Below are 21,004 nucleotides of genomic sequence, written 5' to 3'. Positions count from 1 at the left end.
GCGTCCACTCCGATCGCTGCGGAGTGAGTGGCGAAGCTGCGGATGCAATGCTGCAGGCATATGCGTGTCTTTGCCTGCAAGGTGTAAGGCAGGCCCTAGAGTTGGCCTGCGGCCCGGGCTTGGTCGTCGTCCCCATGGGTCGTGAGTGCCTGCTGGACTGTGTACTCGGGGTATATCGCCGGCACAAAGGCACTTATGCAGTCCCCGGCTGGCGCTGGAATCTCCCGAACAGGGCGAGTCGGGGACTGCAGTACCGGAGCAATACCTGACCGGGCCGCTCTCGGCATTGATCGCGCAACGAGGAAGAAATTCCCCCGCGCTGCGCCCGGCGCGCGCCGCCGGAATACGGTGGGCACAGGGCAGTAGGTGGTTCTTCTTCCCGCCCCTCGATCCGATCGCACCGATCGAAGCGTCTCGTCTCCCTGAACCGGAAGTGCCGCGCCCGCTCCGCCGAGCGCACCCACGCCTGAACAGTCCACACAGACACGGCCCGAAGTTGCCGAGTGTGTCGTCCCAGGCAAGGCTGACAAGCGCACGCATCCTTCTCCAGGGTGTTCTCCCCGCCTCCGGCCCCGAACCGCAGGCGGGGAGAACACTGTGCCTGGCTTGGCGATCGCGTGCGGATCACGGGGAGACTGGCGCCCGTTCTCCGTTGTCCACCATGTCGCGCAGCAGCTTCGCGGCCACCGTTGCCCCGTCGGTACGGACGGTGCCGGCCACACGCTTCGCTTGCGCGCTTGTCTGCGGCGAAAGCGCCGTCTTGAGTGCGGCGGACAGGGACTCGAAGGTCAGGGTCGGGCCGTCGTGCGCCGCGCCGATGCCCAACTCGGCCACCCGGGCGGCCCAGTACGGCTGGTCGGCCATCTGCGGTACGACCACCTGAGGCGCGCCGGCCAGGGCGGCCGTCGTCGTGGTGCCTGCGCCGCCGTGGTGCACGACGGCGGCCACCCGGCCGAACAGCGCCTGCTGATTGACCTCACCGACGACGAAGCAGTCGTCCCCTTCATCGGCCAGTGCCAGATCGGCCCAGCCTCGGGAGACCAGTGCGCGGCGGCCCTGTGCGCGGACTGCGTGGATGGCCGCTTGGGCGACATCCCGTGCATCGCGTATGGGCATGCTGCCGAAACCCACGTACACCGGCGGTGTGCCGGCGTTCAGGAACGCCTCCAGGTCGGCCGGCAGCGGGCGTTCGTCCAGGCGGATCCACGCGCCCGTCTGCACCACGTCAAGGTCCGCCGGCTGCAGCCAGGGGCCCAGGTTCGGGTCCGCTGCCAGCCACGGGCGGTCGGTGAAGATGTGGTCCCGGACGTTGTCCACCGGGGGCAGGTCGATCGATGCGCGGTGGGTGTTGATCGCCTCGCCGAACAGGGCATTCATGTTTTCCGTGTTCAGGCTCCACAGCTCTCGGTTGTCTGTCACGTCCGGCGGGAGCGGCCGGCCCGGCCACACGAGCGGTGGGTGGTGCGGCGACGGCAGGTAGGTCGGGAAGTACGCCACGAACACATAGGGGATGCCGAGCTTCTCGGCCACCGCTCGCGCGGCGGCCGCTGCCGGGATCAAGCCGGTCGCCACCACAGCGTCGCATCCCTCGGCCACCGTGGCGATCTGTTCGTACGTGGCGGCGACCATCTGGGCCGCGCGCTCGGACAGACCAACCGCCGGCGCCGGCTTCGTCGTCCCAGTCACCGCCCTGGTCGCCATCTCGCGCACCGACTGGCCGAGCGGCACCAACGGGAGGCCGAAACCGTCCAGCAGCTCCGCGAAGTCCGGCGGCGCGCACATCTGTACCTCCGCGCCGAGTGCTCGCAGACTCACCGCGAGTCCCACCATGGGTTCAACGTCCCCACGCGACCCGTACGCCAACAACAACACACGCATTTCCCGACTCCCATGCCCTTGCGTTCCGGCTTCGGTCGGTGATTCTGCGGCACCCCCCGGGCCTTGCCGCAAGCCCCCCAGTGCGCTATAGGTTGATCTTGGCAGGGCTCCCTTCGCTTCCTGTGACCGAGGTCAGGACGTCTTCCAGAACGGTGGGGTTCCCGCCTGTTCGGGAGCGCCAGGCAATGAAGCCGTCGGGCCGTACGAGGACCGCGCCGGCGCCCTCAAGTCCCATCGCCGTGGCACTTTGTGCGTCAAGGCATGTCGCACGCAGATCGATGCCGCGCGAGGCGCCGAGCTTCCGTGCGGCTTCGCACCAGTCTTCCCCCGCGGGTCCGGCCAGCACCGCGAAGCGGGAGGCGTTGAGGTGCACCGTGGAGACGTCGGAGCCGTTCAGCCACCGGTGCGGCACGTGCGACCCCGGCGCTCCGTCCAGGCTCGCCGCGACATCCTCCGTCGACGGGATGTCCGCGACCGGGTCGTACACCGCCGAGGAGTCGTACCGGTAGCCCATGGTGACCATCGGGGCGTTCCATGCGCCTGCGGCCCGGCGCTCGTCCGCGGCCGTCGGGTCCCAGTGCAGCCGCGGATTCTCCCAGCGCAACAACGCCTGACGCGTCACCAGTTCGGCGACCGCGTGACGCTCTTCGTGGTAGCTGTCGAGCAGGCGGTCGCCGGCCTGTCCGGCCAGTACCATGGCCAACTTCCAGGCCAGGTTGTGCGCGTCGGCCATCCCGGTGTTCAGACCGAACGCTCCGAGGGGCGTCACGGCCCGTGCGGCGTCGCCCACCAGGAAGGCCCGCCCGGACCGGAAGCGGTCCGCCATCCGCAGGGTCCCGCGCCACGGCAGCACGCTGAGGATCTCCACCGGTGTGTCGGCTGCTCCGACCGCCATGTGCACCGCTTCCCTGCAGCGTTCCGCTGACTGGCTTCCGTCGGAGAACGGACGGGTGTGCAACACCCAGCGCCGCTCGCCCACGGCCAGCAGCATGCCTGTCACATCGGGATGGTTGATCTGTGTCATGGCGGGCACCGCCCCGAAGCGGCCGACGAGGTCGGCGGTGAACAGGATGTTCAAGGTGACATCGCCGATGGCGCCCGGGCCCGTGGTGCCGATCCCATGCGGCGTATCGCGTCCCAACTTCGCTCCGGCGCAACGTCGTTGTACCGCCACATCGCCGGCAAGGACGAGCTGATCGAGCTTGGCGCAGCAGGGATCCCGATACCGAACTGGCCGAGCTGGAGGCTCACCACAGCACAGGCATGACCGAGGAACAGTGGCAGGCGTCTGTCGGCGCCTATGTCCAGCAGGTGGTGGACTCCGGGCGGTACCCCCCACTTCAACCGGCGCATCCTGGAAGCGGACGACCCCGACGCCGACGCCCGCTTTGCATTCGGCCTGAACTGCCTGCTCAACGGCCTCGCCGCAGCCGTCGAGAGCCGATAGGTACAGGTTGTCTCGTGGGCGAGTGCAACATCCACGATAGTTTCGGCAACTTCGACACCCTCGACAGCAAGCATTGCAGCATCCGAACCAACGGAAAGGCGAGGCATGCACCACATACGCCGGGCCCGCGCGGCTGACTACCCCACTCTCGTGGAGTGTGTCCAGCAGTGGTGGGGTGACTCCCGCACCCCCGAACAGGCACGGGAGCTGTCACTTCTTCTGCCGCGGCTGTTCCTCCAGCACTTCGCCGCGACCAGCCTGGTCCTGGAGGACGAGACCGGCATCCGCGCGTTCCTGGTCGGCTTCCACTCGGCCGACGACAACCGCCAGGCATACATCCACTTCGTCGGCGTCGACCCGCAACTGCGCCAACAGGGCATCGCCCGCAGGCTCTACACCCTGTTCTTCGACCGTGCCGCAGCGGCCGGCCGCACCGAGGTACGTGCCATCACGGCACCGCGGAACACCGGCTCCATCGCCTTCCACCGGGCCATGGGCTTCGAGTTGGACCCCGGCGACCACGAGTCCGACGGCCTGCCCGTCCACCGCGACTACGACGGCCCCGGCCAGCACCGCGTCGTCTTCCGCAGACAACTCGCTGCCCCGACCCAAGGTGACACACTGCGGCCCTTCACGATCCGCCGCGCGAAGCCCGAGGACTTCGACGCCATTCTGGCAGTGGTCGACGACTGGTGGGGCCGCCCCGCCTCCCGCGGCCTGACGCGCGTCTTCGTCAACCACTTCTTCGCGACCAGCCTGATCGCCGAGCGCGACGGTGAACTGGCCGGCTTCGTCGTCGGCTTCCTCTCACCGTCCAAGCCCGACGAGGCGTACATCCACTTCGCCGGCGTCGCCCCTGCCTGGCGCCGCTCCGGCCTCGGCCGCCACCTCTACCAACGCTTCTTCGAGATGGCCCGTGCCAACGGCCGCAGCCTCGTCAAGGCCATCACGTCCCCCCAGAACGCCCGCTCCATCGCCTTCCACAACGCCATGGGCTTCACCGACTCCACCCCGATCCCCAACTACGACGGCCCCTCCCTCGACCGCGTCACCTTCACCCGTCCCCTCTGAGCAGCAAATGCCTGGCGATCCTAGGGGCCCTAGGATATAACTAGAGCCCCTAGGAGATTGCGGGAGGACGTATGGCGCGGGCCGGGCTGACGGCGCAGCGGGTGACGATCGCGGGTGCCGAGCTGGCGGACGAGGTCGGCCTCGACCGGGTGACCATGTCGCAGGTGGCGCGGCGGCTCGGCGTCAAGGACGCGAGTCTCTACTCGCATGTGCGGAATCTGACGGACCTGCGCGGACGGATCGCCCTGCTGGCGGCGGACGAGAAGACCATCCGCATCGCCGAGGCAACCGCCGGACGGGCAGGCAAGGACGCGCTGGTCGCGTTCGCCAATGCCTGGCGGGACTACGCCCATGAGCATCCGGGCCGCTACACCGCGACGCAGACACCGATCCAGATCGACCCCGAGCTGGCCGCACAGGCACCCGGGCCGCGGCGCGCGATCGAGCTGACCTACGGCATGCTGCGCGGCTACGGACTGGCCGAACCCGACCTGACCGACGCGGTCCGACTGCTGCGCAGCACCTTCCACGGGTTCGTCGCCCTGGAGGCCGTCGGCGGATTCGCGCACGAGCGTACGCCGCAGCAGTCCTGGGACCGCGCCCTCGACGCCCTGCACAACCTCCTGGAGCACTGGCCCCCGTCCCGAGAAGGAGACCCCTCATGACCACCCCGACCATCGGCAGCCTGCCTGTGTCCGGCGCGACCCTGCACTACCAAGTGCGCGGCCACGGACCGCTGTTGCTCCTGATACCCGGAGGTGCGGGCGGCGCCGCCGCCTTCGACGGCATCGTGGACGACCTGGCCGCCGAATACACGGTCGCTACGTACGACCCGCGCGGCATGTCCCGCAGCACGCTGGACGACCCCGACGCCGAGCAGCGCGTGGCCGTGCACGCCGACGATGCGTTCCGGATGTTGGAACTGCTGTCGCCCGACGAGCCCGCCCGGGTGTTCGGCGCCAGCTCGGGCGCGATCACTGCCCTCCATCTGCTCACCGCCCACCCCGAACGCGTCGAGCGTCTCGTCGCACACGAGCCGCCGGTGGTGGAGGTCCTGCCGGACGCTGCCGAACACCGCGCGCTCATCGGTCGCGTGCAGGAGACGTTCCGCGCCGAGGGGCTCATGCCGGCGATGGCCGTGTTCGCCGCGGGATTGAAGAAGGGGGACGCGGACACCGCCGAACCGGAACCGGAGCCGCAGGCAGAACTCAAGCTGCCGCCGCAGGCAGCGGCACGGGCCGAGCAGACGATGGCCAACCTGCCGTTCTTCGTCAGTCGCATCGTGCCCAGCTTCATGCCCTACTCCCCGGACATCGACCGGCTGCGGACACTGTCGGGCCGGCTCGTGTTCGCCGGCGGCCAGGACTCGCGCGGTGAGCTGCCGTACCGCACGGCCGCTGCCCTGGCCGAGCGTCTCGGCGCGCCGCTTCTGCACTTCCCGGGCGGGCACACCGGCACGACCACACACCCCGTCGAGTTCGCCGAGCGCCTTCGCACGGCCTTCCGTGCCTGAACATGGGCCCCTCACCTGCACTGAGACGGGGGAGAGGGTGTGGTGGCGGCCGGGGTCAACTACCCATCTGGCGAAGGGTGTTGGGCGGCCCTGACGACGGCCGCCAGGTCCGTGCCCGCTTCGAGCAGTGCCACGGTCCGCGCCGCGATCTGGTCCAGGCGTTGCTGCAGGACGCCTTCGGTCTCTCCCAGGCCGGTGAGACTGCGCAGGCTGCCGATGATCTCGCGCACTGCGGGAATACCGTAACCGGCGTTGCGCAGCGCCACGACGATACGGGCCGCTCTGATATCGGACAGTCCATAGCGGCGCGCTCGCAGTGAGGTCACTCGTTCGGGACTGACCAGCCCTTCCTGCTCCCAGAACCGCAGGGTCGAGGGACGCACACCGAGCGCACCGGCGAGCTCCGTGATCGTCATTGTGTCGCGCCCCGTGGCACCCTCCGTGGCACTCCTCGCGTCACTCACTGACCGGGACGTGGGCGCGTGTTCCTCTGCCTGTATCGCGCGCAGTGCCTGCTGGGCGCGCAGGGCCTCGTCGCGTTCCCGTGCGAGCCGGACATGGACCGCACTGACCGCCGAGGCCGCCTCCGCGATCGTCGCGGTCCGCAACTCCGTCAGCAGCTGCCTGGCCGCGACGGGGCCGACGGCACGTGCGAGTCCTCGATAGGCGCGAAGGGCCTGCACGTGAAGGGGCGTGTAGGCGCGGTAGCCGTTGCTCGACCGGGCGGTCGGCGGGATGACCCCCAGCCGCTCCAGGTCGCGAACCTGTTGCAGTGAGTACCCCGACGCCACGGCGACATCCACCGTGCGGAGCGATGCCTGTTGCGCACGGCCCATCTGCTCGTCCAACGCCAACCCCACATGAGCACTTGAAGATGATGCTTGAACCATGAGTATGGAACAGATCATCGCGACCGTGCGAGGCTTCGACGGTGCACTCGTGGTTGTCCCCGAGCCGGGAGGCGCCTTCCCGGAGCTGGTGTGGGGAGACGCGTTCTTCTACTACGCACCGGACGGGAAGGTCCCCCGGAACGTCCAGCCCTACGGGACGATCGTCACCAAGAACTACCCCGGCGACGACGCGTCCGACCTGGACGCTCCAGGCCGCTGGCGGGTCAACATCCACGTCGACCGCGCGACGTTCGCCGAACTCACCGGGGAGCAGCCGCGCCACCGCACCCTCCACCGCGACCACGCAAGCACCGACACCGTGCTGCCGCACCCGGTATACGGCGACCTCGGCTGGGTCTGTGTCGTCAGTCCCGGTGAGAGGACGAAGGACATGGTCGGGCAGTTGCTGCGCGGTGCCCATGACGCCGCCCGGGCCCGCTTCGAGCGGCGGCAGGGATACGGGAAGGGCACTGGAGACTGACGCCTGCCGACCGCTCAGGCCCGGGTGGGTATTCCGGCGACCAGGCTCGATCGGATTGATGCCGCGGTCTGAAGCAGCAGGAGACGGTAGCGGATGGATTCGGGAACAGCCGGGTCAAGGAGGTCGGACGGCCCGGTCACGCTCAGTGCGGCGGCGCACTCCGGTGCTTCCGGGCACGGCACGACGGTCGCCAACTCGGCGGTGCGCGCGTTCGGTTGGCGTACGAACGCGCAGCGCCCGTCGTGCGGTGCGGTCAGCACCCGCGCGGCCGCGGAGTCGCGCGGCAGTACGTCACCGGTGGCCAGTCGTTGTGGACTGTTGTCGGGTCGGAAGACGTGGTGGATGAGCTGCACGCCGCGCGGATGAGCCACCGCGAGCTGCGCGCTCATGCCGCTGAGTGCGGCCAGCTCGTCGGTCCAGATCATGGCTGCGGCCCGCAGGCAGTTGAAGTCCTGTGATGGGGCGGCGGTCCGTTCGTCGATGTGCTGGGGCGCCAGTCGCAGGGACGAAAGGGCGCGGTGCAGCACGGTGGAGGTGCGATCCATGGCAACAAGCTCCTCACCTGGGATCAAGGGGGATTCCGTTTGTTGACCGGCCTGCCCTGTCAACAGTACAAAACGGACAGCGTTTGCGTGTCGGCTGTGTGGTGGGTCCAGAGGAGGACCAAAGGGAGGAGAGCGGCGGCCAGGCGGTCCGCTGATCGGTGGAGGCGCGGGTCCACCGGACCGCCCGCACCGGGTTGACCGGGCCCGACGCCGGTCGCGGCCCACCGAAAGCCGCGCCAGTCATCGGGCGCGGCTCGCGGCGGGCCACAGCCGGCGATGCGCCAGCACGGCGAGCAGACCGCCCAGCAGGTTGAGCGCCACCCGCACCACCGCCGCGTACCAGGGCATCGGCTTGTCGAAGTCGCTCAGCAGCAGGAGCAGCACGGGCGAGGCCAGTGCCCAGTAGGCGTAGTTGGCAGGTCGGAAGGCGTAGGCCACCGCGCCGGCGACGCCGACGATGGCCGTCACCGCGTACGCGCCCGGACGAGCCAGCAGCAGTACGGCCGCGACGACTCCGCCCAGGCTGTTGCCCAGCACCCGCTTCTCGGACTTGCTGCGGGTGCCCTCGGGAGTGGGCTGCAACGACAACAACAGCGAGGTCACCAGCCAGTGGCCCTCGCCCCACAGCGAGCCCTGCCAGCCGGTGGCCACGGTGGCAGCCCCACTGAGCAGCGCCAGCCGACCGGCATGTCGGACGGCAACGGCAGATGAGCCGACCGTGTGTGCCTGGCCGGGAGCGTCGCTCCGGTCCGCCTCCGGCAGCAGTGGCAACAGCAGGGCGGTCGTCCACAGACATCCCACCAGCTGGGGCAGTCCCGGCAGCAGCGCGGGATGCCCACGGTCACCCGTGATGCCCACCAGCAGCACGGCCAAGGCGGCGGTGGTCCCCATCCGGGGCACCAGTGCGCCTATGAAGGCCGCCATCGCCACCCCAGGCGCCAGAGCCGCCACCGCGCTCCCCGCCAGGGCCACATAGATCCCGGCCACGGTCACGCCCATCGTACGGACCGCCAGGCAGCGAGCCCGTTCGGCGCGGCTCGCGCCGGCCGGGAAGGGCATTGCCACCAGCACCGCGGGCACGGCGACGGACGCTCCCGTGGCCGCATGACCGGCCCAGGCACCCACCGCGAGCGGGCCGGCCAACGCCACTCCGGCGGCGATCCCGTCGGCATACCGTGGCCGGCCCTCGGGTCTCAGCAGCGCGGTGACCACGTCCGACACCGCGCGAACTCTCGAACGGATCACCACGGCACCACGGTACGAGTACAGTCGCGACACCACCTGGCAGGCGCCTTGCCGGGCGTGGCCACGCCCCGGTCGGCAAAGTCCGTGGCGAGGGCGGGAGCGACACCGCCGCCAACGAACGTCCCGGTCACATACAGTGACACCATCGTTCCCCGCACGTGCGGCAGCACGGTGGCTGCCCGGGTGGCGAGCGAGGAGCGGTCACTCCAGCAGATGTCGTCGCATCGCCTCGGCCACGGCGGCTGCCCGGTCGGAGACGCCCAGCTTCTCGTACAGCCGCTGGGTGTGGGTCTTGACGGTGCTCGCCCCCAGGTACAGTTCCGCGGCCAACTGCGGGATGCTCTTGCCCTCGGCGAAACCGCGCAACACCTGCCGTTCACGCTCGGAGAGAACCGGCGCGTTGCGGTCGGCGCGCATCCTGATCTCCTCGGCCAGGCCCCCGGACACGTCCTCCGAGATCACATGACCACCCCGGGCGATCTTCACCACGGCATCCACGATCCGCGAGCGCGGCGCGTCCTTGGCGAGATAGCCGTACGCACCCTCCTCCAGCGCCCGGTACACGACCGCGCTGTCCGTGGTGGCGGTCAGCAGCAGCGCCCGGGACGGCAGCCCGTCCCGGGTCATGGCATGGGTGACCGCGATGCCGTCCATCCGCGGCAGCCGGTAGTCCAGCACGGCAACCTGAGGACGCAGGTCTCGGACGGCCTGGAGAGCCGACTCGCCGTCCGCGCACTCGGCCACCACGTCGACCTGTCCGCTGAGTTGGAATCCCCGGGCGAGTCCCTGGAGGTAGACGGGATGGTCGTCGGCGATCACCACGGTGACCGGCGTACCGGAATCGGTCTCCATGGCGTCCACTCCCGTCAGGTGCGGAAACCGGAAACAAGCCCTCGAAGCACAACGTAACCGTCGGCCATGGTGATCACAAAGGCTGGACGGGGGAGGGGCCGTCGACCGTCGGATGGTCCAGTCGGCCGATCCGCGCGGGGCCGAGCCGTTCCTATCGTGGAGTGCGGCGAGCAAAGGACCCGCTAGGGACCCCCAAGGAACCCGCAAAGAACGAGGAAGGAGCGCCGACGATGAACACGATGACTTCGGTGCGCCGCGTGGTGGTCGGCGTGAACGGCTCGGCCGGAAGCTCCCGCGCCCTGCGGCGGGCCGCCGACGAGGCACGCCGCCACCAGGCACAACTGTGCCCGGTGATGATCTACTCCTCACCGCAGGGCGACTACATCGACATGCTCTGGCCCCCGGACGCCGACATGGAACGCGAACTCGCCAGCGATGCCAGGCACCGTCTGACCTGCATCTGCGACAGCGTCCTCGACGATCAGCACGACTGTGCGTCCTGTGACCCCGTCGTCGCCCGCGGTCTGCCGGGCCCGCTGCTGGTGCGGGCCGCCGACCGGGAAGGCGACCTGCTGGTCATCGGCGGTGGCTCACGGGGCGCGCTCAGCCGCCTGGTCAGCGGCTCGGTGGGACGGTACTGCCTGCGGCACGCGGCGGGACCGGTGCTGGTTGTACCCGACGGGGAATCCGAGCCTGCGGCAACCCAACCCGCCCCGTGAACGCCCGCCCGCACGGGAGCCGGCAGCACGCCGGCCCGGCGCCCGTCCGCTCAGGCGGGAAGGCGCACCTCGATCGTGGTCGGGCCACCCGGCGAACTCTCCACCTGCCACCGCCCGCCCGCGCTCTCCACCCGCGCACAGTGACTCGCCAGGCCGATATGCCCTTCACGCAGCCGCTGTTGGGCCAGTGCCGGGTCGAACCCCGCCCCGTTGTCGTGCACGGAGAGCACCGTCTCACCACCTTGCGTGGTACGCAGGCGCACGGAGACCTCGGTGGCCCGTGCGTGTTTGACGACGTTGGTCAGCAGCTCCCGTGCCACGGAATAGAGGAGTTCCCGGTGGGCGACGGGCTCGGATGCCTGGATGTCATATGCGACGTGGAAACCACCGCGCTGGGCGCATCGCCGGCCCATGGCTTTCAGCGCCGGCCCCAGGCCCTTCGTGGACAGGACCTGCGGGTGGAGGTCGACGATGATGCCCCGGATCTCCCCGATGGTCCCGCGCAGCTGTGACCGCACCGGCGCGAGCAGGTGACCATCGGCCCGTTCGGCCACCTCGTCCAGATCCTGTACCGCGACCGTCAGGGTCTGTACCGGCCCGTCGTGCAGCGCATCCGCAAGGTCGCCCCGCTCGCGGCTTTCTGCCTGCAGTGCGTCCTCCAGCAGCATTTCACGGGTGCGGAGCAGTTCATGGATCCGGTTGGTGCGGCGCCGCAACAGCCTGGCGATGACGATGGATGCCAGCACCGTCCACAGCAGGTACGTCTCGTCCGACACCATCGTGCAGGTCCAGTCGGCGTACCGCGACGGCAGTCCCGGGACCGACATCACGGTGTACCCCACCACACAGATGAGGCCGTACACCGCTGTCACCAGCGGAAGCTGCCACAGGACCGTCGCCATCGGCCACATGAAGTAGGCGTAGCGCACAGCCGAGTTCCGGCCTCCGGACACCGCTGCCAAGGCAGTGATCAGCGTGAGGTCGACAACCAGCGCGGCCGCCGCCCCGCGTATATCGGTGACCGGCCGCCGGTACACCCACAGCAGACGGACCCCGGCCCACAGTCCATAGCCCACCGCCAGCAGGCCGAAGGGGAGCGCCGCGATGGAACGGCCTGCCTGCAGCCCGGCAGGCACGAGCGGCACCAGCATGAGCAGACGGACCCAGGCAACGTGCCGGGAGGCTTCCGCCGCCATGTCACCGGCCGTACCCCGGGACCACGGTGGCGGCAGCGGAACCAGGCGACCATGCGGGCGGTCGCTTCTGCGACGGTGCATGCAGCGACAGTAGCGAACAGCAGCCCCTGGAAATGGCGATGACGGGCCGTCGGTTCTATGGACGCCTGCCGATTCTCTCGGATGCCCCTGCCGTACGACGCGGGCCGGCGTCCGCTGCCCTCCGGGCTTCGCTTGCCCACCGGCATCCGCCGGGGCCCGCCCTCCAGCGCGCAGGCACAACCGGCTACCTCATGGCTCGTAGCGCAGCAACAGTGCCGCGGCATCATCGTCGAGCGAGCCTCCCGTATGCGCCCGGACATCCGCGTGGAGCCGGGCCGGCAGCTGGTCCGGGTCGCCCCTCTGCAGCGTGGCCAGGCGTTGCCGCAGCCCGTAGAACTGCCTGGCGGCGTCGCGGGCCTCGGTGATGCCGTCGGTGTAGAGCAGCACCGTGTCGCCGGGCCGTACCGGATGGTGCAGCACCGGTGGACGCACGTCCTCGGGCAACAGCACGCCCAGCGGTGGCACCGGCTCCGGAGGATCCAACGCCTCCGGTGACTGGCCCGCACGGAGCAGCAGGGGAGCCGGGTGCCCGCAGTTGACCACCTGAAGGTCTGCGGACCGGCCGCTCGGCGAGGACGGCAGGCACAGCACAGCCAGAGTGACGAACTCCTCCGTGCATGGCGAAAGGCTGCGATCCAGCGAGAAGGCGATACGGCGGACGAGCGCCGACGGGCAGCGCTCGTCGTAGGCCGCCTCACGGAAGGCGCCCAGCACCACGGAGGCGGTGGACACCGCCGACAGGCCCTTGCCGCGCACATCACCGATCAGCGCCCGGACACCCCACCGGGTCAGTGCCACGTCGTACAGGTCGCCGCCGATGCGGGCGCAGGCCGCCGCGGCCGAGTAGTCCACCGCGATCCGCGCCGGTCCCAGCTGTTGGGGCGGCGGACGCAGCAGGACCTGCTGGGCCACCTCGGCGGTGACGCGGACTTGGGACAGTTCCCGCTCCTGGCGCGCCCGCGCCCACGCGGTGGCGCAGCCGATGACCGTGGTCAGCGCGATCGCATCCAGCGTGGCCAGATGGCCGACGACGAGGACCCCGCCGCTGCGGGAGGCGCCGATGAAGCTGGCGGCGGCGGTGACCACGCCAAGCTCCACCGGGTACCACACCCGACGTCCCACCGCCGCGGCCAGTGCGGGCACCGCCGCCAGCGCGGGAGCGATGATCACCCAGTCAGGGAGCGCCACGTCGACGGCCACCAGCACCACCAACAGTGCCCAGGGCAGGAAGGGCGCCCATGCCTGGCGCGACAGCACCACGCCGTCCGCGGGCGCCCGGCGTGCAAGCCCGCCGCCGGTGGACAGGCCGCCGCCGAGGTGCCGGCGTTGCGGCCGGCTGATCGTGTCGTCCATCGCACCCTCGGGACCGGCAGGTGAATCGCCTCGCTCCCCGTTCACGCGCGTTCCGTCAGCGGGAGCCATCGCCCGAGGGGACAGGGCCGGCCTCACGGCGGCTCACGTCTCGTCGTCGGTGGAGTGCACCACAAGCACCGGGCAGTGCGCGTGCCGAAGGCAGTAGCGACTGACCGAGCCGTGCAGCAGCTGGTGCACGGGGCCGTGCCTGTTGTCACCCACCACCAGCACATCGGTGTCCTGGGAGGCGTACGCCACCAGGGCCATTCCGGCGGGTGCGCGGACGGTCCTGGGGCGCATGCGTGCCCCGTTTCCAACGGTTCCGAACGCCTCCTGGCAGGCCCGTGCCAGTCGGCCGTCGGCGTCACGTTCCCAGTGCGCGCGCACGTCCGCCGGCGCCGGATAAATGGCGTCCACCGCCTCGCCGCCCGGGGGTGCCCAGGCATGTATCGGACACAGCAGCGCCTTGTGACGTGCGGCTTCCTGGGCACCCTGCCGAAGCGCGGCAATGCTGCCGGGCGAGCCGTCCACGCCGACCACCACGCGCTTGACCACTGTCGACACAGCACTGCACTCCTTCTTCTTCATCGTCTTCTTCCGGCTCGGCATCGTCATCGGGGAATTTCGACACTAGGAGGCCGCGGGGCCCGGCAGCATCAGCCGGATAGCCGATGCAGCGGACGACAGCAGGGTCGACCGGAAGCCGGGGGCTCGGACAGCATCGGCGTGCCAGGGCGGGAGCCGCTATCCGGACGCTCCCGGCTGTGGGCCGCCTGCTCGCCGTATGGTGGCGATGATGGTCCGGGCCCAGTCGGCGGGGGACGGGGTGGTGAGGAGGGCGGCGAGACGTGCGATGTGTGTCTGTCGTTGGGCCGGGGTCATGTCAAGCGCCTGGCGGAGGGTGTCGACCAGGTTCTGTGGACTGCGCGGGTCGGTCAGGAGTGCGGCCGTGCCGAAGTGTTCGGCAGCTCCTGCCTGACTGGACAGAACGAGGGTGCCTGGGCTACCGGTGGCGGACTTGGCGGCGATGTATTCCTGGGCGGTGAGGTTCATGCCGTCGGCGAGAGACGTCACCCAGAACACGTCGGCTGCCAGGTAGTGGCCGACGACTTCGGGGAAGGGCAGGGACTGGGGGCGGTAGTCAACGGGTAACCAGTCTTCCGTCCCCCAGCGGTTGTTGAGTGTGCTGATGGCATCTTCGAGGGCTGCGCGGGTGGTGTCGTAGGCGTGGATGCCTGGTTCGGGTGGTGGGCAGATCAGGCGGAAGCGGAGCCGCCCACGTAACCCGGGGCACTGTTCAAGGAGTGTGGACAGGGCGCGGATCTTCTGGACGGGAGCCTTGGCGTAGTCGAGGCGTTCGACGGAGAGCACGAGCATGGTGTCGCCGCCGGGAGTGGGTCGGTGGGGCCGGCGGGAGCGGGCTATGGCGGCGACGGCCTGGCGGTCGATTCCCAGGGGATGGACGCCGATGCACGGCAGGCGGTCGCAGTCGCCGGAGTGGTCGGAACCGCCGGAGAGAAGATCCTGGAAGTTGCGCGCGGAGGCGGCTGTGTGGAAGCCGACCCAGTCCAACTGGCCGAGGGAAGCGCGCAGTTGTCCGGCCACGGGGAGCCGTCGGAAGGTGTCGGGGTCGGGGAAGGGAGTGTGGTGGAACAGGCCGATGCGCAGGTCGGGCCGTTGGGACCGGAGGATGCCGGGGACCAGCCAGAGGTTGTAGTCGTGCAACCAGACTGTCCCGCCGTGTTCCGCGTGCGCCCCGATGTGGTGGGCGAAGTCCTGGTTGAACGCCTCGTAGGCGGCCCACTGAGGCGTCGTGTGCCGGATCAGCTGCGGCTGGGACATCAGCGCAGGCCACAGGGTCTCCTTGCAGGCACCGTGGAAGTACCGTGCCCACCGTTGGGATGGTACGGGGAGTAGCGCCATGGGGAGGTTGGCGGGAGGCTCGGGGACACCGGCCGGGCTGTCGTGGACGAGGGCGGCGGCCCAGACCGCGGCGGATGCGGGGGCGCTTTCGTCGGTGAGGGCGGAGGTCAGGGCCGGCAGGATTCCGTTGGGGCTCAAGGGGCGATGCCACTGGCCGCGGGACCACTGCGCGGGTGGGCGGTGGTAGGCGATGACCACCGGTGAGGGGGTCCGTAACCACCCCAGGCGTTCCAGGGCGGCGAGGACCCCGGCGGCTCCGTGTCGGACGGTTCGGTGGACGCGGGCGGTCGTGGGCGCTTGGGCGGACAGGCCCGGTTCGGCGTTACCGACGATCACTCCGTGGGTGCCGAGGCGGAACATCGACAGGTCGTTGAGCGAGTCACCGGCCACGAGGATCCCGGAGGCGGGCCATTGGAGTTTGCGGGCGAGTTGCTGGACGGCCGGACCCTTGCCTGCCTGGGGTGGGAGGACATCGAAGAAGCGACCGTCGGAGTACGACCACGAACACCCCAGGTCGTCGACGGCCGCCTTGAGGCGCTCGGTGAGGTGGTGCGGGGACAGGAAGAAGGAGCAGCGGCCGTCCTGTGCCACTCCCTCCTGGTATCTGAGCCGGGGGAAGTGGCGGGAGAGGACCGTGCGGACGTGGTCGTGGCCAGGCCAGCCCGCCCGGAGTTGGGTTTCCAGGACGTCGACGTGGCTCATGTCGGTGGCGTCGACGACGCTCGCCCCGACGTCCGAGATGATCCACCGGGGCGACGGGACGAGGCGATCACGGTCCAGGAGCGCCTGGACGGAGGGCAGGCCGCGTCCGGTTGCGAAGACGACGGTGATTTCCGGGTGGCGGTCCAGTGCCTGGCGTAACCGTCTCCGCCCGTCCTCGTCACCGCCGAGCAGGGTGCCGTCCAGGTCGGTCACCAAGATCTTGATCTGCGTACCCGCCGACCGCACACCGGCGTCGGCCTGGCTCGTTTCGTCGGCCATGGGACCCTTTCGTCGTCGGTGTGTCGTTGTCGGTACGGCCGTCGGGCCTCGCCATCAGGATGCCAGGGCGGAGCGCGGGGGCGACAGACCAGCCCGCATCCGGAGCCATGGCGAGGGGGAAGGCTGAACAGGGGCCGTAGCTGCGCTGCCTGGGATCCAGGCCGGCGAGAGTGAGCTTGCCGACCAGACGTGAACTCCACAGTGCCTGGGTCGGGCGGCATCGACGCCTCAGGCTGAAGGTCTCGCCAGGCACAGGCAGCGTACTGCTCCACCGCGTCGTCGAGTCCGTACCGGCCGGCTGCCTGCCGAGCAGCCCGGCCTCCAGCAGGCGGCGGTAGCGGGACGGTGACCGACAGTCCTATTGCTGTGTGAGGTGAAAATTTCCCTGAAGCGAGCTGGGCAGCGCTGCGCTTCATCTGGAGGGAGGGGAGCCCTTGGAGCTCTTGGAGTCCCTGCGCAGGTCAAGAGGAAGCAGCGCTATTGGCAACGCCGGATGTCCAGTTCGCCACCCGATCCGAAACCGATCCGAAGTGCTTCAGTGTTGCTCGCCTCAGGGTCGGCACACTCGGCGAGGAAGCCCACCAGGGCGCTTGTAACCGCGTGTTCTTCACGGTCTCTCTCCTTTGGAAGGAATACGTTGAGGGCCTTGGCAGGTGTTGAACATCGGCGAGTTGCTCCACGCGGTTTCCACGGACGCCCCATCCTGAGCTGCTCAAACCACTGCGGGACGGCTGGGCCGAGGGAGGAATAACGCGATGGGCCGTGACCTCGGTACTACGCACGCCGTCACCCTCAGCGGTGTCCCGGAAACGCTGATGTGGAACCTGTATCAGCGTGCGTGGGAAGCGAGCCGCCCCCGACCGGTACTCCACGACCCCAAAGCAGTGGAACTGGTCGACACGCTCGACTTCCCCTTCGAGCGGCGCTTCGGGCGTCCCAACAGCCTCATCGCCCAAGGCCATGCATTGCGCGTCAGCATGTTCGACGAAGTAGTGAGAGACTTCCTCGCCGCCCATCCCCACGGCACCGTCGTTCAACTGGCCGAAGGGCTGGAAACGCAGTTCTGGCGCTGTGACAACGGCCATGCCCAGTGGCTCGGCGTCGAACTCCCCGAAATCGCCGCACTGCGTCGCTCTTTGTTCCCGGACAGCGATCGCCGACGCACCCTCGCGTGTTCCGCACTCGACCTGTCCTGGCGTGACGAGGTCGACCGTTCGCGAGGAGTGCTCATCACCGCCCAGGGGCTGCTGATGTACCTGCGGCCCCGCCAAGTACGTGACCTGCTCGCAGGCTGCGCCGAAGCTTTTCCCGGGGGCGCGCTCGTCTTCGACACCGTGCCACGCTGGTTCAGCGCCCATACCTTTACCGGCGCCGTCCGCACGGCACGAGGATATCCGGCACCACCCATGCCGTGGGCGATCAACCGGAGTGAGCTTCCGCGGCTGGTCACCGCGCATCCCGCGATTACCTCGGTCCGTCAGCTCCTGCCGTCCGTAGGGCGGGGTCTCTACCATGGCGCGGTAGCTCCCCTCCTGAGTCACCTTGGGGTCCGTAACGCTCTGGTACTGGTTTCTGCGGTGGCGCAATTCGCGAATATGGATTCTTCGAGGTGGATTCTGCCGGCTGAAGCCGGTTGATGTGACGGGACATTGCCGAGCGGCCGGTAACTGGGAGGATCGCTGCGATGAAGGTCTTGCTGGTGTCCCATGGCACGCGCGGTGATGTCCAGCCGTATGTGGCCCTGGCCTGCCGCCTGATGGCGGTCGGACACGACGCGACACTGATGGGCCCGAACGCCTTCCGGGAATTGGCTCGCTCGGCAGGAGTGCCCTACGTTCCGGTGGTGGACGGGCCCCTTGAGCTCCTTGCCGATCCTGTAGTCCTGAGAGCCAACGAGGATTGCCGCGGGCTTCGCGGCGCGGTACGGGGCATGCGCTGGTTCAGAAGAAACCGGCCGTACTACGTGAAGCTGCTGGAAGACCTGACTGCCAAGGTCAAAGGACTGCCTCGTCCCGACGTCGTGGTCTTCGCGCCCTGGGTGCAGGCGCATCACCTCGCCGAGTGGCTCAAGGTGCCTGCTGTGCCGGTGTGTTTGCAGCCTGGTTGGGTGCCCACGCCCGACTTCGTCAATCCATTGGTACCCGTGAGCCTGCCCGCCTCGCTGAGCGGGGCTTCCTATGCCTACGCCGAGTGGCTGGTCCGTTTCCTGTACGGCTCGTCGGTGACGCGATTGCGGCGCGAATCGCTGGGATTGTCGATTAGGGCGCGTGGCCCCGGCATTCTGTCCTGCCCCGATGGAGGGCCGGCCACCGTATTGCAGGCATTCGACCCCGATGTATTGCCCGGTGCACCTCGGTACCCTCCGACCACGCACACCACGGGTTTTTGGCATCTGCCGAACACAGGCGAGTGGCGCATGCCTGCGGACCTTCGCTCGTTTCTGGAGGCGGGTGATCGGCCCGTGTACATCGGATTCGGCAGTATGGTCGTGAGCCGTTCTGCCGCGAGAAGCGGGGCCGTCCTCGCGGCGGTGCGCAAATCCGGGGTCCGGGCTGTGATTGCTGCCGACTGGGGTGGGGAAATGGCCTCTGAACGGGAGCGGTGCCGGGGCTCCGACGATGTCTTCTTCGCCGACGAGGTACCGCACGACCGTCTCTTTCCCCACATGGCCGCCATCGTTCACCACGGCGGCGCCGGAACCACGGCGTCGGCCCTGCGATCGGGCCGCGCGCAAGTCGTGTGCCCGTTCACCTTCGACCAGCCGTTCTGGGCACGACGTATGCATGCCCTCGGCCTCGCGCCAGCGCCTCTGCCGCAGAACGATCTCACGGCGGATCGTCTGGCCGCCGCACTCTGCCGAGCAGTCAGTGACCTCCAACTGACAGAAAAAGCCGAACAGTTCGGACTCCGCACTCTCGCCCGAGATGGGGTGGGGAAGGCCGTCGAGGTCCTGGAGAGCGTGGTGGAGTCCTCCTGACGGCCGGTCCGGCGATACGTAGCGGCAGCTCAGCCCTTCAGCGAACGCGAATGGCGGCCGAGTGGCCGAGTGCTGGTACGAAGGCGATGTCGCGTCAACGCTCGCGGCGTAGGAAGTCGCGTGCGCCGCGCAGTGTGGTGCGCAAGGTGCCTTGCGTCCGAGTGCTGTCCAAGCGGACGTCCAACGCTCCCGGGGAACCGGTGCCGGCGCGGCGGCCGGCAACCAGCCGCGAGGCGTCCAATGCGTCGCGTTCGGCGATCAGGGCACCGAGCTCATGACGGCTGATCGCATCCGATCCGGCAAGGTGGCACACGCCGGCGTGCTCGGAGGCGGCCAGTTCGAGGACGGCCTGCGCGAGGTCGGTGACATGGACGGGGCACCGGATGTCATCGGTGAACAGCATGCCCTCGCGGCGCCCCGTGGCCAGATCGTGGACGAGTGTCTCGTGTACGGAGCCGCCGTCACCGATGATCAGCGAGGTACGAGCGATGACGGCGGCCGGGGCGACCAGGCGGATCGCCGTTTCGGCCGCGGCCTTCGCGGCCCCGTACGGGGTGACCGGATCGGGCATCGCCGATTCGTCGTAGCGGACGTCGGCACCGGAGAAGACGGCGTCACTGGATACATGCATCAGTCGTGCTCCGTACTCAGTGGCGGCCATGGCCAGGCGGATCGCGCCGTCGGCCGTCGTCGCCCAGTCGGCTTTGCGATACGCCGCGTTGATGACCACGTCCGGCCCGGACTCCCTGAGCACCGGTGCGATCTCCGCACTGTCACGGAGGTCCATGGGCAGCCGGCGGATCCCGGCGATGCCGCCGGCGCGGGTTGCGAAAGTCGCCGTCACGGTGTGCCCGGCCGTCTGTGCCTGCTGGGCCAACTCGCGGCCCAGGAAGCCACTGCCGCCTACGATCAGGATGTTCATGACCGATGAGGTTAACCCGTGCCCAACCGGATCGGGCCTCGTCGTCCGTGCGGCGGTCGGCAGGTGAGGCGGGTAGCCCGACCGTCGCCTCGGAGACCTCGGATTCATCCAACGGCGGGTTGCGGATTCGCCGCGGCGAGGGCGACGGATTCCCTGACGGTTTCCAGCGCAACTGCCCTTTCCTGGTCGGTCATGTGGGCCGGTCCGTAGGTGATCACGGGGTCGAGGGTCCGGTAGCCGACGAACTCCAGCATGCCGCGGTGGATATGGAAGAGAAAGTCGTCGATCGCGCCCAGGGTGCCACCCGACTGGAACGACGTGCCGGCCCCGCCGGTCGTTATCAGGAGCATCGCTCGCTTCCCGGCGAGGGCGGCGTCGTCGAAGAGCCCGTAGTCCCCGCCGAAGACCCCACCCATCACGAATACCCGGTCCACCCATCCCTTGAGGATGGCCGGCAGCGAGAACCACCACAACGGGAACGAGAGCACCAGCAGATCGGCGGCGAGCAACCGATCGAGATGGTCCTTGACTGTGGCGTCGAGCGTCCCGTCCTTCACTGCGCGCATCTGCTCGGCCTGCGGCTTGAAGTGGCCTTCCACCGGCGCGAATTCATCGCGGCCGAGGACTGGGGCCCAGGCGTCGGAGTAGAGGTCGAGGACGTCGACCCGGTACCCGGCGTCACGCAGGGTCTGGGCCGCGGCGGTCATCTGGGCGGTGCTGAACGACTGGGGCTCGGGGTGAGCGTGAACGATCAGGGCGGTGGGAGCAGCATCGAAGGTCGACATGAGGAGATCGTATCGACGTATTGCGATGTGTCAATGGGGTGGTCGGGGTCGATTGCTCGTGCCGGCCACGTCGACTGCGTCGGCTGCGCTTCGTGGCCGTCGAAGTCGAGTGCCGGGGTGGCTGTCAACGACCCCTCGTGTAAAG

The 21,004-nt window shown here is 69.2% G+C and carries 20 protein-coding genes; 8 read left to right on the top strand and 12 right to left on the bottom strand.

The genetic code is table 11. The annotated features are described in order from the left end of the window. Positions 1-624: 624 nt before the first annotated feature. A complete protein-coding gene (locus ACRAS8_RS00435) occupies positions 625-1,878 on the bottom strand; it encodes a glycosyltransferase (RefSeq protein ID WP_438483699.1) in 1,254 nt (417 codons plus the stop codon). An 85-nt stretch (positions 1,879-1,963) separates the two neighbouring features. Next, a complete protein-coding gene (locus ACRAS8_RS00430) occupies positions 1,964-3,019 on the bottom strand; it encodes an FAD-dependent monooxygenase (protein WP_438483697.1) in 1,056 nt (351 codons plus the stop codon). Between the two features lie 159 nt (positions 3,020-3,178). Here ACRAS8_RS00430 and ACRAS8_RS00425 point away from each other — a divergent pair, with 159 nt between their 5' ends. The 4 genes from ACRAS8_RS00425 (at position 3,179) to ACRAS8_RS00410 (ending at position 5,909) form a co-directional block, all read left to right on the top strand. Then, entirely contained in the window at positions 3,179-3,325 is a 147-nt protein-coding gene (locus tag ACRAS8_RS00425; RefSeq protein WP_438483695.1) for a hypothetical protein, read from the top strand. A 105-nt stretch (positions 3,326-3,430) separates the two neighbouring features. After that, positions 3,431-4,396: a GNAT family N-acetyltransferase gene (locus ACRAS8_RS00420; RefSeq protein WP_438483693.1), complete on the top strand. Its 966-nt coding sequence runs from the start codon at positions 3,431-3,433 to the stop codon at positions 4,394-4,396. A gap of 71 nt (positions 4,397-4,467) precedes the next feature. After that, the gene (locus ACRAS8_RS00415; protein ID WP_438483691.1) at positions 4,468-5,061 is read left to right on the top strand and encodes a TetR/AcrR family transcriptional regulator; all 594 of its coding nucleotides are present in this window, start codon (positions 4,468-4,470) and stop codon (positions 5,059-5,061) included. After that, positions 5,058-5,909: an alpha/beta fold hydrolase gene (locus tag ACRAS8_RS00410; RefSeq protein ID WP_438483689.1), complete on the top strand. Its 852-nt coding sequence runs from the start codon at positions 5,058-5,060 to the stop codon at positions 5,907-5,909. Before ACRAS8_RS00415 ends, ACRAS8_RS00410 begins: the two co-directional genes overlap by 4 nt. Before the next feature lie 59 nt (positions 5,910-5,968). Here ACRAS8_RS00410 and ACRAS8_RS00405 read toward each other — a convergent pair whose 3' ends face one another. After that, positions 5,969-6,745 carry a MerR family transcriptional regulator gene (locus ACRAS8_RS00405; protein ID WP_438490301.1) on the bottom strand — a complete coding sequence of 259 codons (777 nt, stop codon included), beginning with the start codon at positions 6,743-6,745 and terminating at the stop codon, positions 5,969-5,971. A gap of 58 nt (positions 6,746-6,803) precedes the next feature. On the opposite strand from ACRAS8_RS00405, the gene ACRAS8_RS00400 reads away from it, so the two are divergent. Further along, a complete protein-coding gene (locus tag ACRAS8_RS00400) occupies positions 6,804-7,280 on the top strand; it encodes a DUF6194 family protein (protein ID WP_438490300.1) in 477 nt (158 codons plus the stop codon). A gap of 14 nt (positions 7,281-7,294) precedes the next feature. Here ACRAS8_RS00400 and ACRAS8_RS00395 read toward each other — a convergent pair whose 3' ends face one another. The 3 genes from ACRAS8_RS00395 to ACRAS8_RS00385 all read right to left on the bottom strand — a co-directional run bounded on the left by ACRAS8_RS00395 (position 7,295) and on the right by ACRAS8_RS00385 (position 9,922). Continuing rightward, complete coding sequence (locus ACRAS8_RS00395; protein ID WP_438483687.1) at positions 7,295-7,825, bottom strand: IclR family transcriptional regulator; 531 nt, start codon at positions 7,823-7,825, stop codon at positions 7,295-7,297. Positions 7,826-8,065: 240 nt separating this feature from the next. Then, the gene (locus tag ACRAS8_RS00390) at positions 8,066-9,073 is read right to left on the bottom strand and encodes an FUSC family protein (RefSeq protein WP_438483685.1); all 1,008 of its coding nucleotides are present in this window, start codon (positions 9,071-9,073) and stop codon (positions 8,066-8,068) included. A 198-nt stretch (positions 9,074-9,271) separates the two neighbouring features. Beyond that, positions 9,272-9,922 carry a response regulator gene (locus ACRAS8_RS00385; RefSeq protein WP_438483683.1) on the bottom strand — a complete coding sequence of 217 codons (651 nt, stop codon included), beginning with the start codon at positions 9,920-9,922 and terminating at the stop codon, positions 9,272-9,274. A gap of 230 nt (positions 9,923-10,152) precedes the next feature. Between ACRAS8_RS00385 and ACRAS8_RS00380 the strand changes: the two genes are divergently transcribed. Then, positions 10,153-10,641 (top strand): universal stress protein, encoded by a 489-nt coding sequence (locus ACRAS8_RS00380; RefSeq protein WP_438483681.1) that lies wholly within the window; start codon positions 10,153-10,155, stop codon positions 10,639-10,641. A 50-nt stretch (positions 10,642-10,691) separates the two neighbouring features. Here ACRAS8_RS00380 and ACRAS8_RS00375 read toward each other — a convergent pair whose 3' ends face one another. The 4 genes from ACRAS8_RS00375 to ACRAS8_RS00360 form a co-directional block, all read right to left on the bottom strand. Next, the gene (locus ACRAS8_RS00375) at positions 10,692-11,837 is read right to left on the bottom strand and encodes a sensor histidine kinase (protein ID WP_438483679.1); all 1,146 of its coding nucleotides are present in this window, start codon (positions 11,835-11,837) and stop codon (positions 10,692-10,694) included. 270 nt (positions 11,838-12,107) lie between these two features. Then, the gene (locus ACRAS8_RS00370; protein ID WP_438483677.1) at positions 12,108-13,271 is read right to left on the bottom strand and encodes a PP2C family protein-serine/threonine phosphatase; all 1,164 of its coding nucleotides are present in this window, start codon (positions 13,269-13,271) and stop codon (positions 12,108-12,110) included. Positions 13,272-13,373: 102 nt separating this feature from the next. Further along, positions 13,374-13,886, bottom strand: a complete 513-nt coding sequence (locus tag ACRAS8_RS00365; protein WP_438483675.1) for a universal stress protein — start codon at positions 13,884-13,886, stop codon at positions 13,374-13,376. Between the two features lie 129 nt (positions 13,887-14,015). Continuing rightward, positions 14,016-16,175 (bottom strand): HAD-IIB family hydrolase, encoded by a 2,160-nt coding sequence (locus ACRAS8_RS00360; RefSeq protein WP_438483673.1) that lies wholly within the window; start codon positions 16,173-16,175, stop codon positions 14,016-14,018. A 755-nt stretch (positions 16,176-16,930) separates the two neighbouring features. Between ACRAS8_RS00360 and ACRAS8_RS00355 the strand changes: the two genes are divergently transcribed. Continuing rightward, on the top strand, positions 16,931-17,812 hold the full coding sequence (locus tag ACRAS8_RS00355) for a class I SAM-dependent methyltransferase (RefSeq protein ID WP_438483671.1): 882 nt from the start codon (positions 16,931-16,933) through the stop codon (positions 17,810-17,812). A 47-nt stretch (positions 17,813-17,859) separates the two neighbouring features. Continuing rightward, the gene (locus ACRAS8_RS00350; protein ID WP_438483669.1) at positions 17,860-19,152 is read left to right on the top strand and encodes a glycosyltransferase; all 1,293 of its coding nucleotides are present in this window, start codon (positions 17,860-17,862) and stop codon (positions 19,150-19,152) included. Between the two features lie 94 nt (positions 19,153-19,246). Here the strand turns inward: ACRAS8_RS00350 and ACRAS8_RS00345 are convergent, their stop codons facing one another. Further along, a complete protein-coding gene (locus tag ACRAS8_RS00345) occupies positions 19,247-20,074 on the bottom strand; it encodes an SDR family oxidoreductase (RefSeq protein WP_438483667.1) in 828 nt (275 codons plus the stop codon). Positions 20,075-20,178: 104 nt separating this feature from the next. Beyond that, a complete protein-coding gene (locus ACRAS8_RS00340; RefSeq protein WP_438483665.1) occupies positions 20,179-20,859 on the bottom strand; it encodes an NAD(P)H-dependent oxidoreductase in 681 nt (226 codons plus the stop codon). Positions 20,860-21,004: the final 145 nt, after the last annotated feature.

The organism is Streptomyces sp. S186 (genome assembly GCF_051603415.1).
Classification (GTDB): Bacteria; Actinomycetota; Actinomycetes; order Streptomycetales; family Streptomycetaceae; genus Streptomyces.
Note: the sequence above shows the minus strand (reverse complement) of the source record. Positions and strands in the feature narration are given on the sequence as shown.

What these genes read in the sequence shown, in the direction of transcription:
- ACRAS8_RS00420 (WP_438483693.1), top strand. Translation starts at nt 3,431, where the DNA reads ATGCACCACATACGCCGGGCCCGCGCGGCTGACTACCCCACTCTCGTG.
- ACRAS8_RS00360 (WP_438483673.1), bottom strand. Translation starts at nt 16,175, where the DNA reads ATGGCCGACGAAACGAGCCAGGCCGACGCCGGTGTGCGGTCGGCGGGT.
- ACRAS8_RS00350 (WP_438483669.1), top strand. Translation starts at nt 17,860, where the DNA reads ATGAAGGTCTTGCTGGTGTCCCATGGCACGCGCGGTGATGTCCAGCCG.
- ACRAS8_RS00380 (WP_438483681.1), top strand. Translation starts at nt 10,153, where the DNA reads ATGAACACGATGACTTCGGTGCGCCGCGTGGTGGTCGGCGTGAACGGC.
- ACRAS8_RS00400 (WP_438490300.1), top strand. Translation starts at nt 6,804, where the DNA reads ATGGAACAGATCATCGCGACCGTGCGAGGCTTCGACGGTGCACTCGTG.
- ACRAS8_RS00435 (WP_438483699.1), bottom strand. Translation starts at nt 1,878, where the DNA reads ATGCGTGTGTTGTTGTTGGCGTACGGGTCGCGTGGGGACGTTGAACCC.
- ACRAS8_RS00370 (WP_438483677.1), bottom strand. Translation starts at nt 13,271, where the DNA reads ATGGACGACACGATCAGCCGGCCGCAACGCCGGCACCTCGGCGGCGGC.
- ACRAS8_RS00375 (WP_438483679.1), bottom strand. Translation starts at nt 11,837, where the DNA reads ATGGCGGCGGAAGCCTCCCGGCACGTTGCCTGGGTCCGTCTGCTCATG.
- ACRAS8_RS00345 (WP_438483667.1), bottom strand. Translation starts at nt 20,074, where the DNA reads ATGAACATCCTGATCGTAGGCGGCAGTGGCTTCCTGGGCCGCGAGTTG.
- ACRAS8_RS00405 (WP_438490301.1), bottom strand. Translation starts at nt 6,745, where the DNA reads ATGGGCCGTGCGCAACAGGCATCGCTCCGCACGGTGGATGTCGCCGTG.
- ACRAS8_RS00415 (WP_438483691.1), top strand. Translation starts at nt 4,468, where the DNA reads ATGGCGCGGGCCGGGCTGACGGCGCAGCGGGTGACGATCGCGGGTGCC.
- ACRAS8_RS00365 (WP_438483675.1), bottom strand. Translation starts at nt 13,886, where the DNA reads ATGACGATGCCGAGCCGGAAGAAGACGATGAAGAAGAAGGAGTGCAGT.
- ACRAS8_RS00355 (WP_438483671.1), top strand. Translation starts at nt 16,931, where the DNA reads ATGGGCCGTGACCTCGGTACTACGCACGCCGTCACCCTCAGCGGTGTC.
- ACRAS8_RS00410 (WP_438483689.1), top strand. Translation starts at nt 5,058, where the DNA reads ATGACCACCCCGACCATCGGCAGCCTGCCTGTGTCCGGCGCGACCCTG.
- ACRAS8_RS00385 (WP_438483683.1), bottom strand. Translation starts at nt 9,922, where the DNA reads ATGGAGACCGATTCCGGTACGCCGGTCACCGTGGTGATCGCCGACGAC.
- ACRAS8_RS00425 (WP_438483695.1), top strand. Translation starts at nt 3,179, where the DNA reads ATGTCCAGCAGGTGGTGGACTCCGGGCGGTACCCCCCACTTCAACCGG.
- ACRAS8_RS00395 (WP_438483687.1), bottom strand. Translation starts at nt 7,825, where the DNA reads ATGGATCGCACCTCCACCGTGCTGCACCGCGCCCTTTCGTCCCTGCGA.
- ACRAS8_RS00340 (WP_438483665.1), bottom strand. Translation starts at nt 20,859, where the DNA reads ATGTCGACCTTCGATGCTGCTCCCACCGCCCTGATCGTTCACGCTCAC.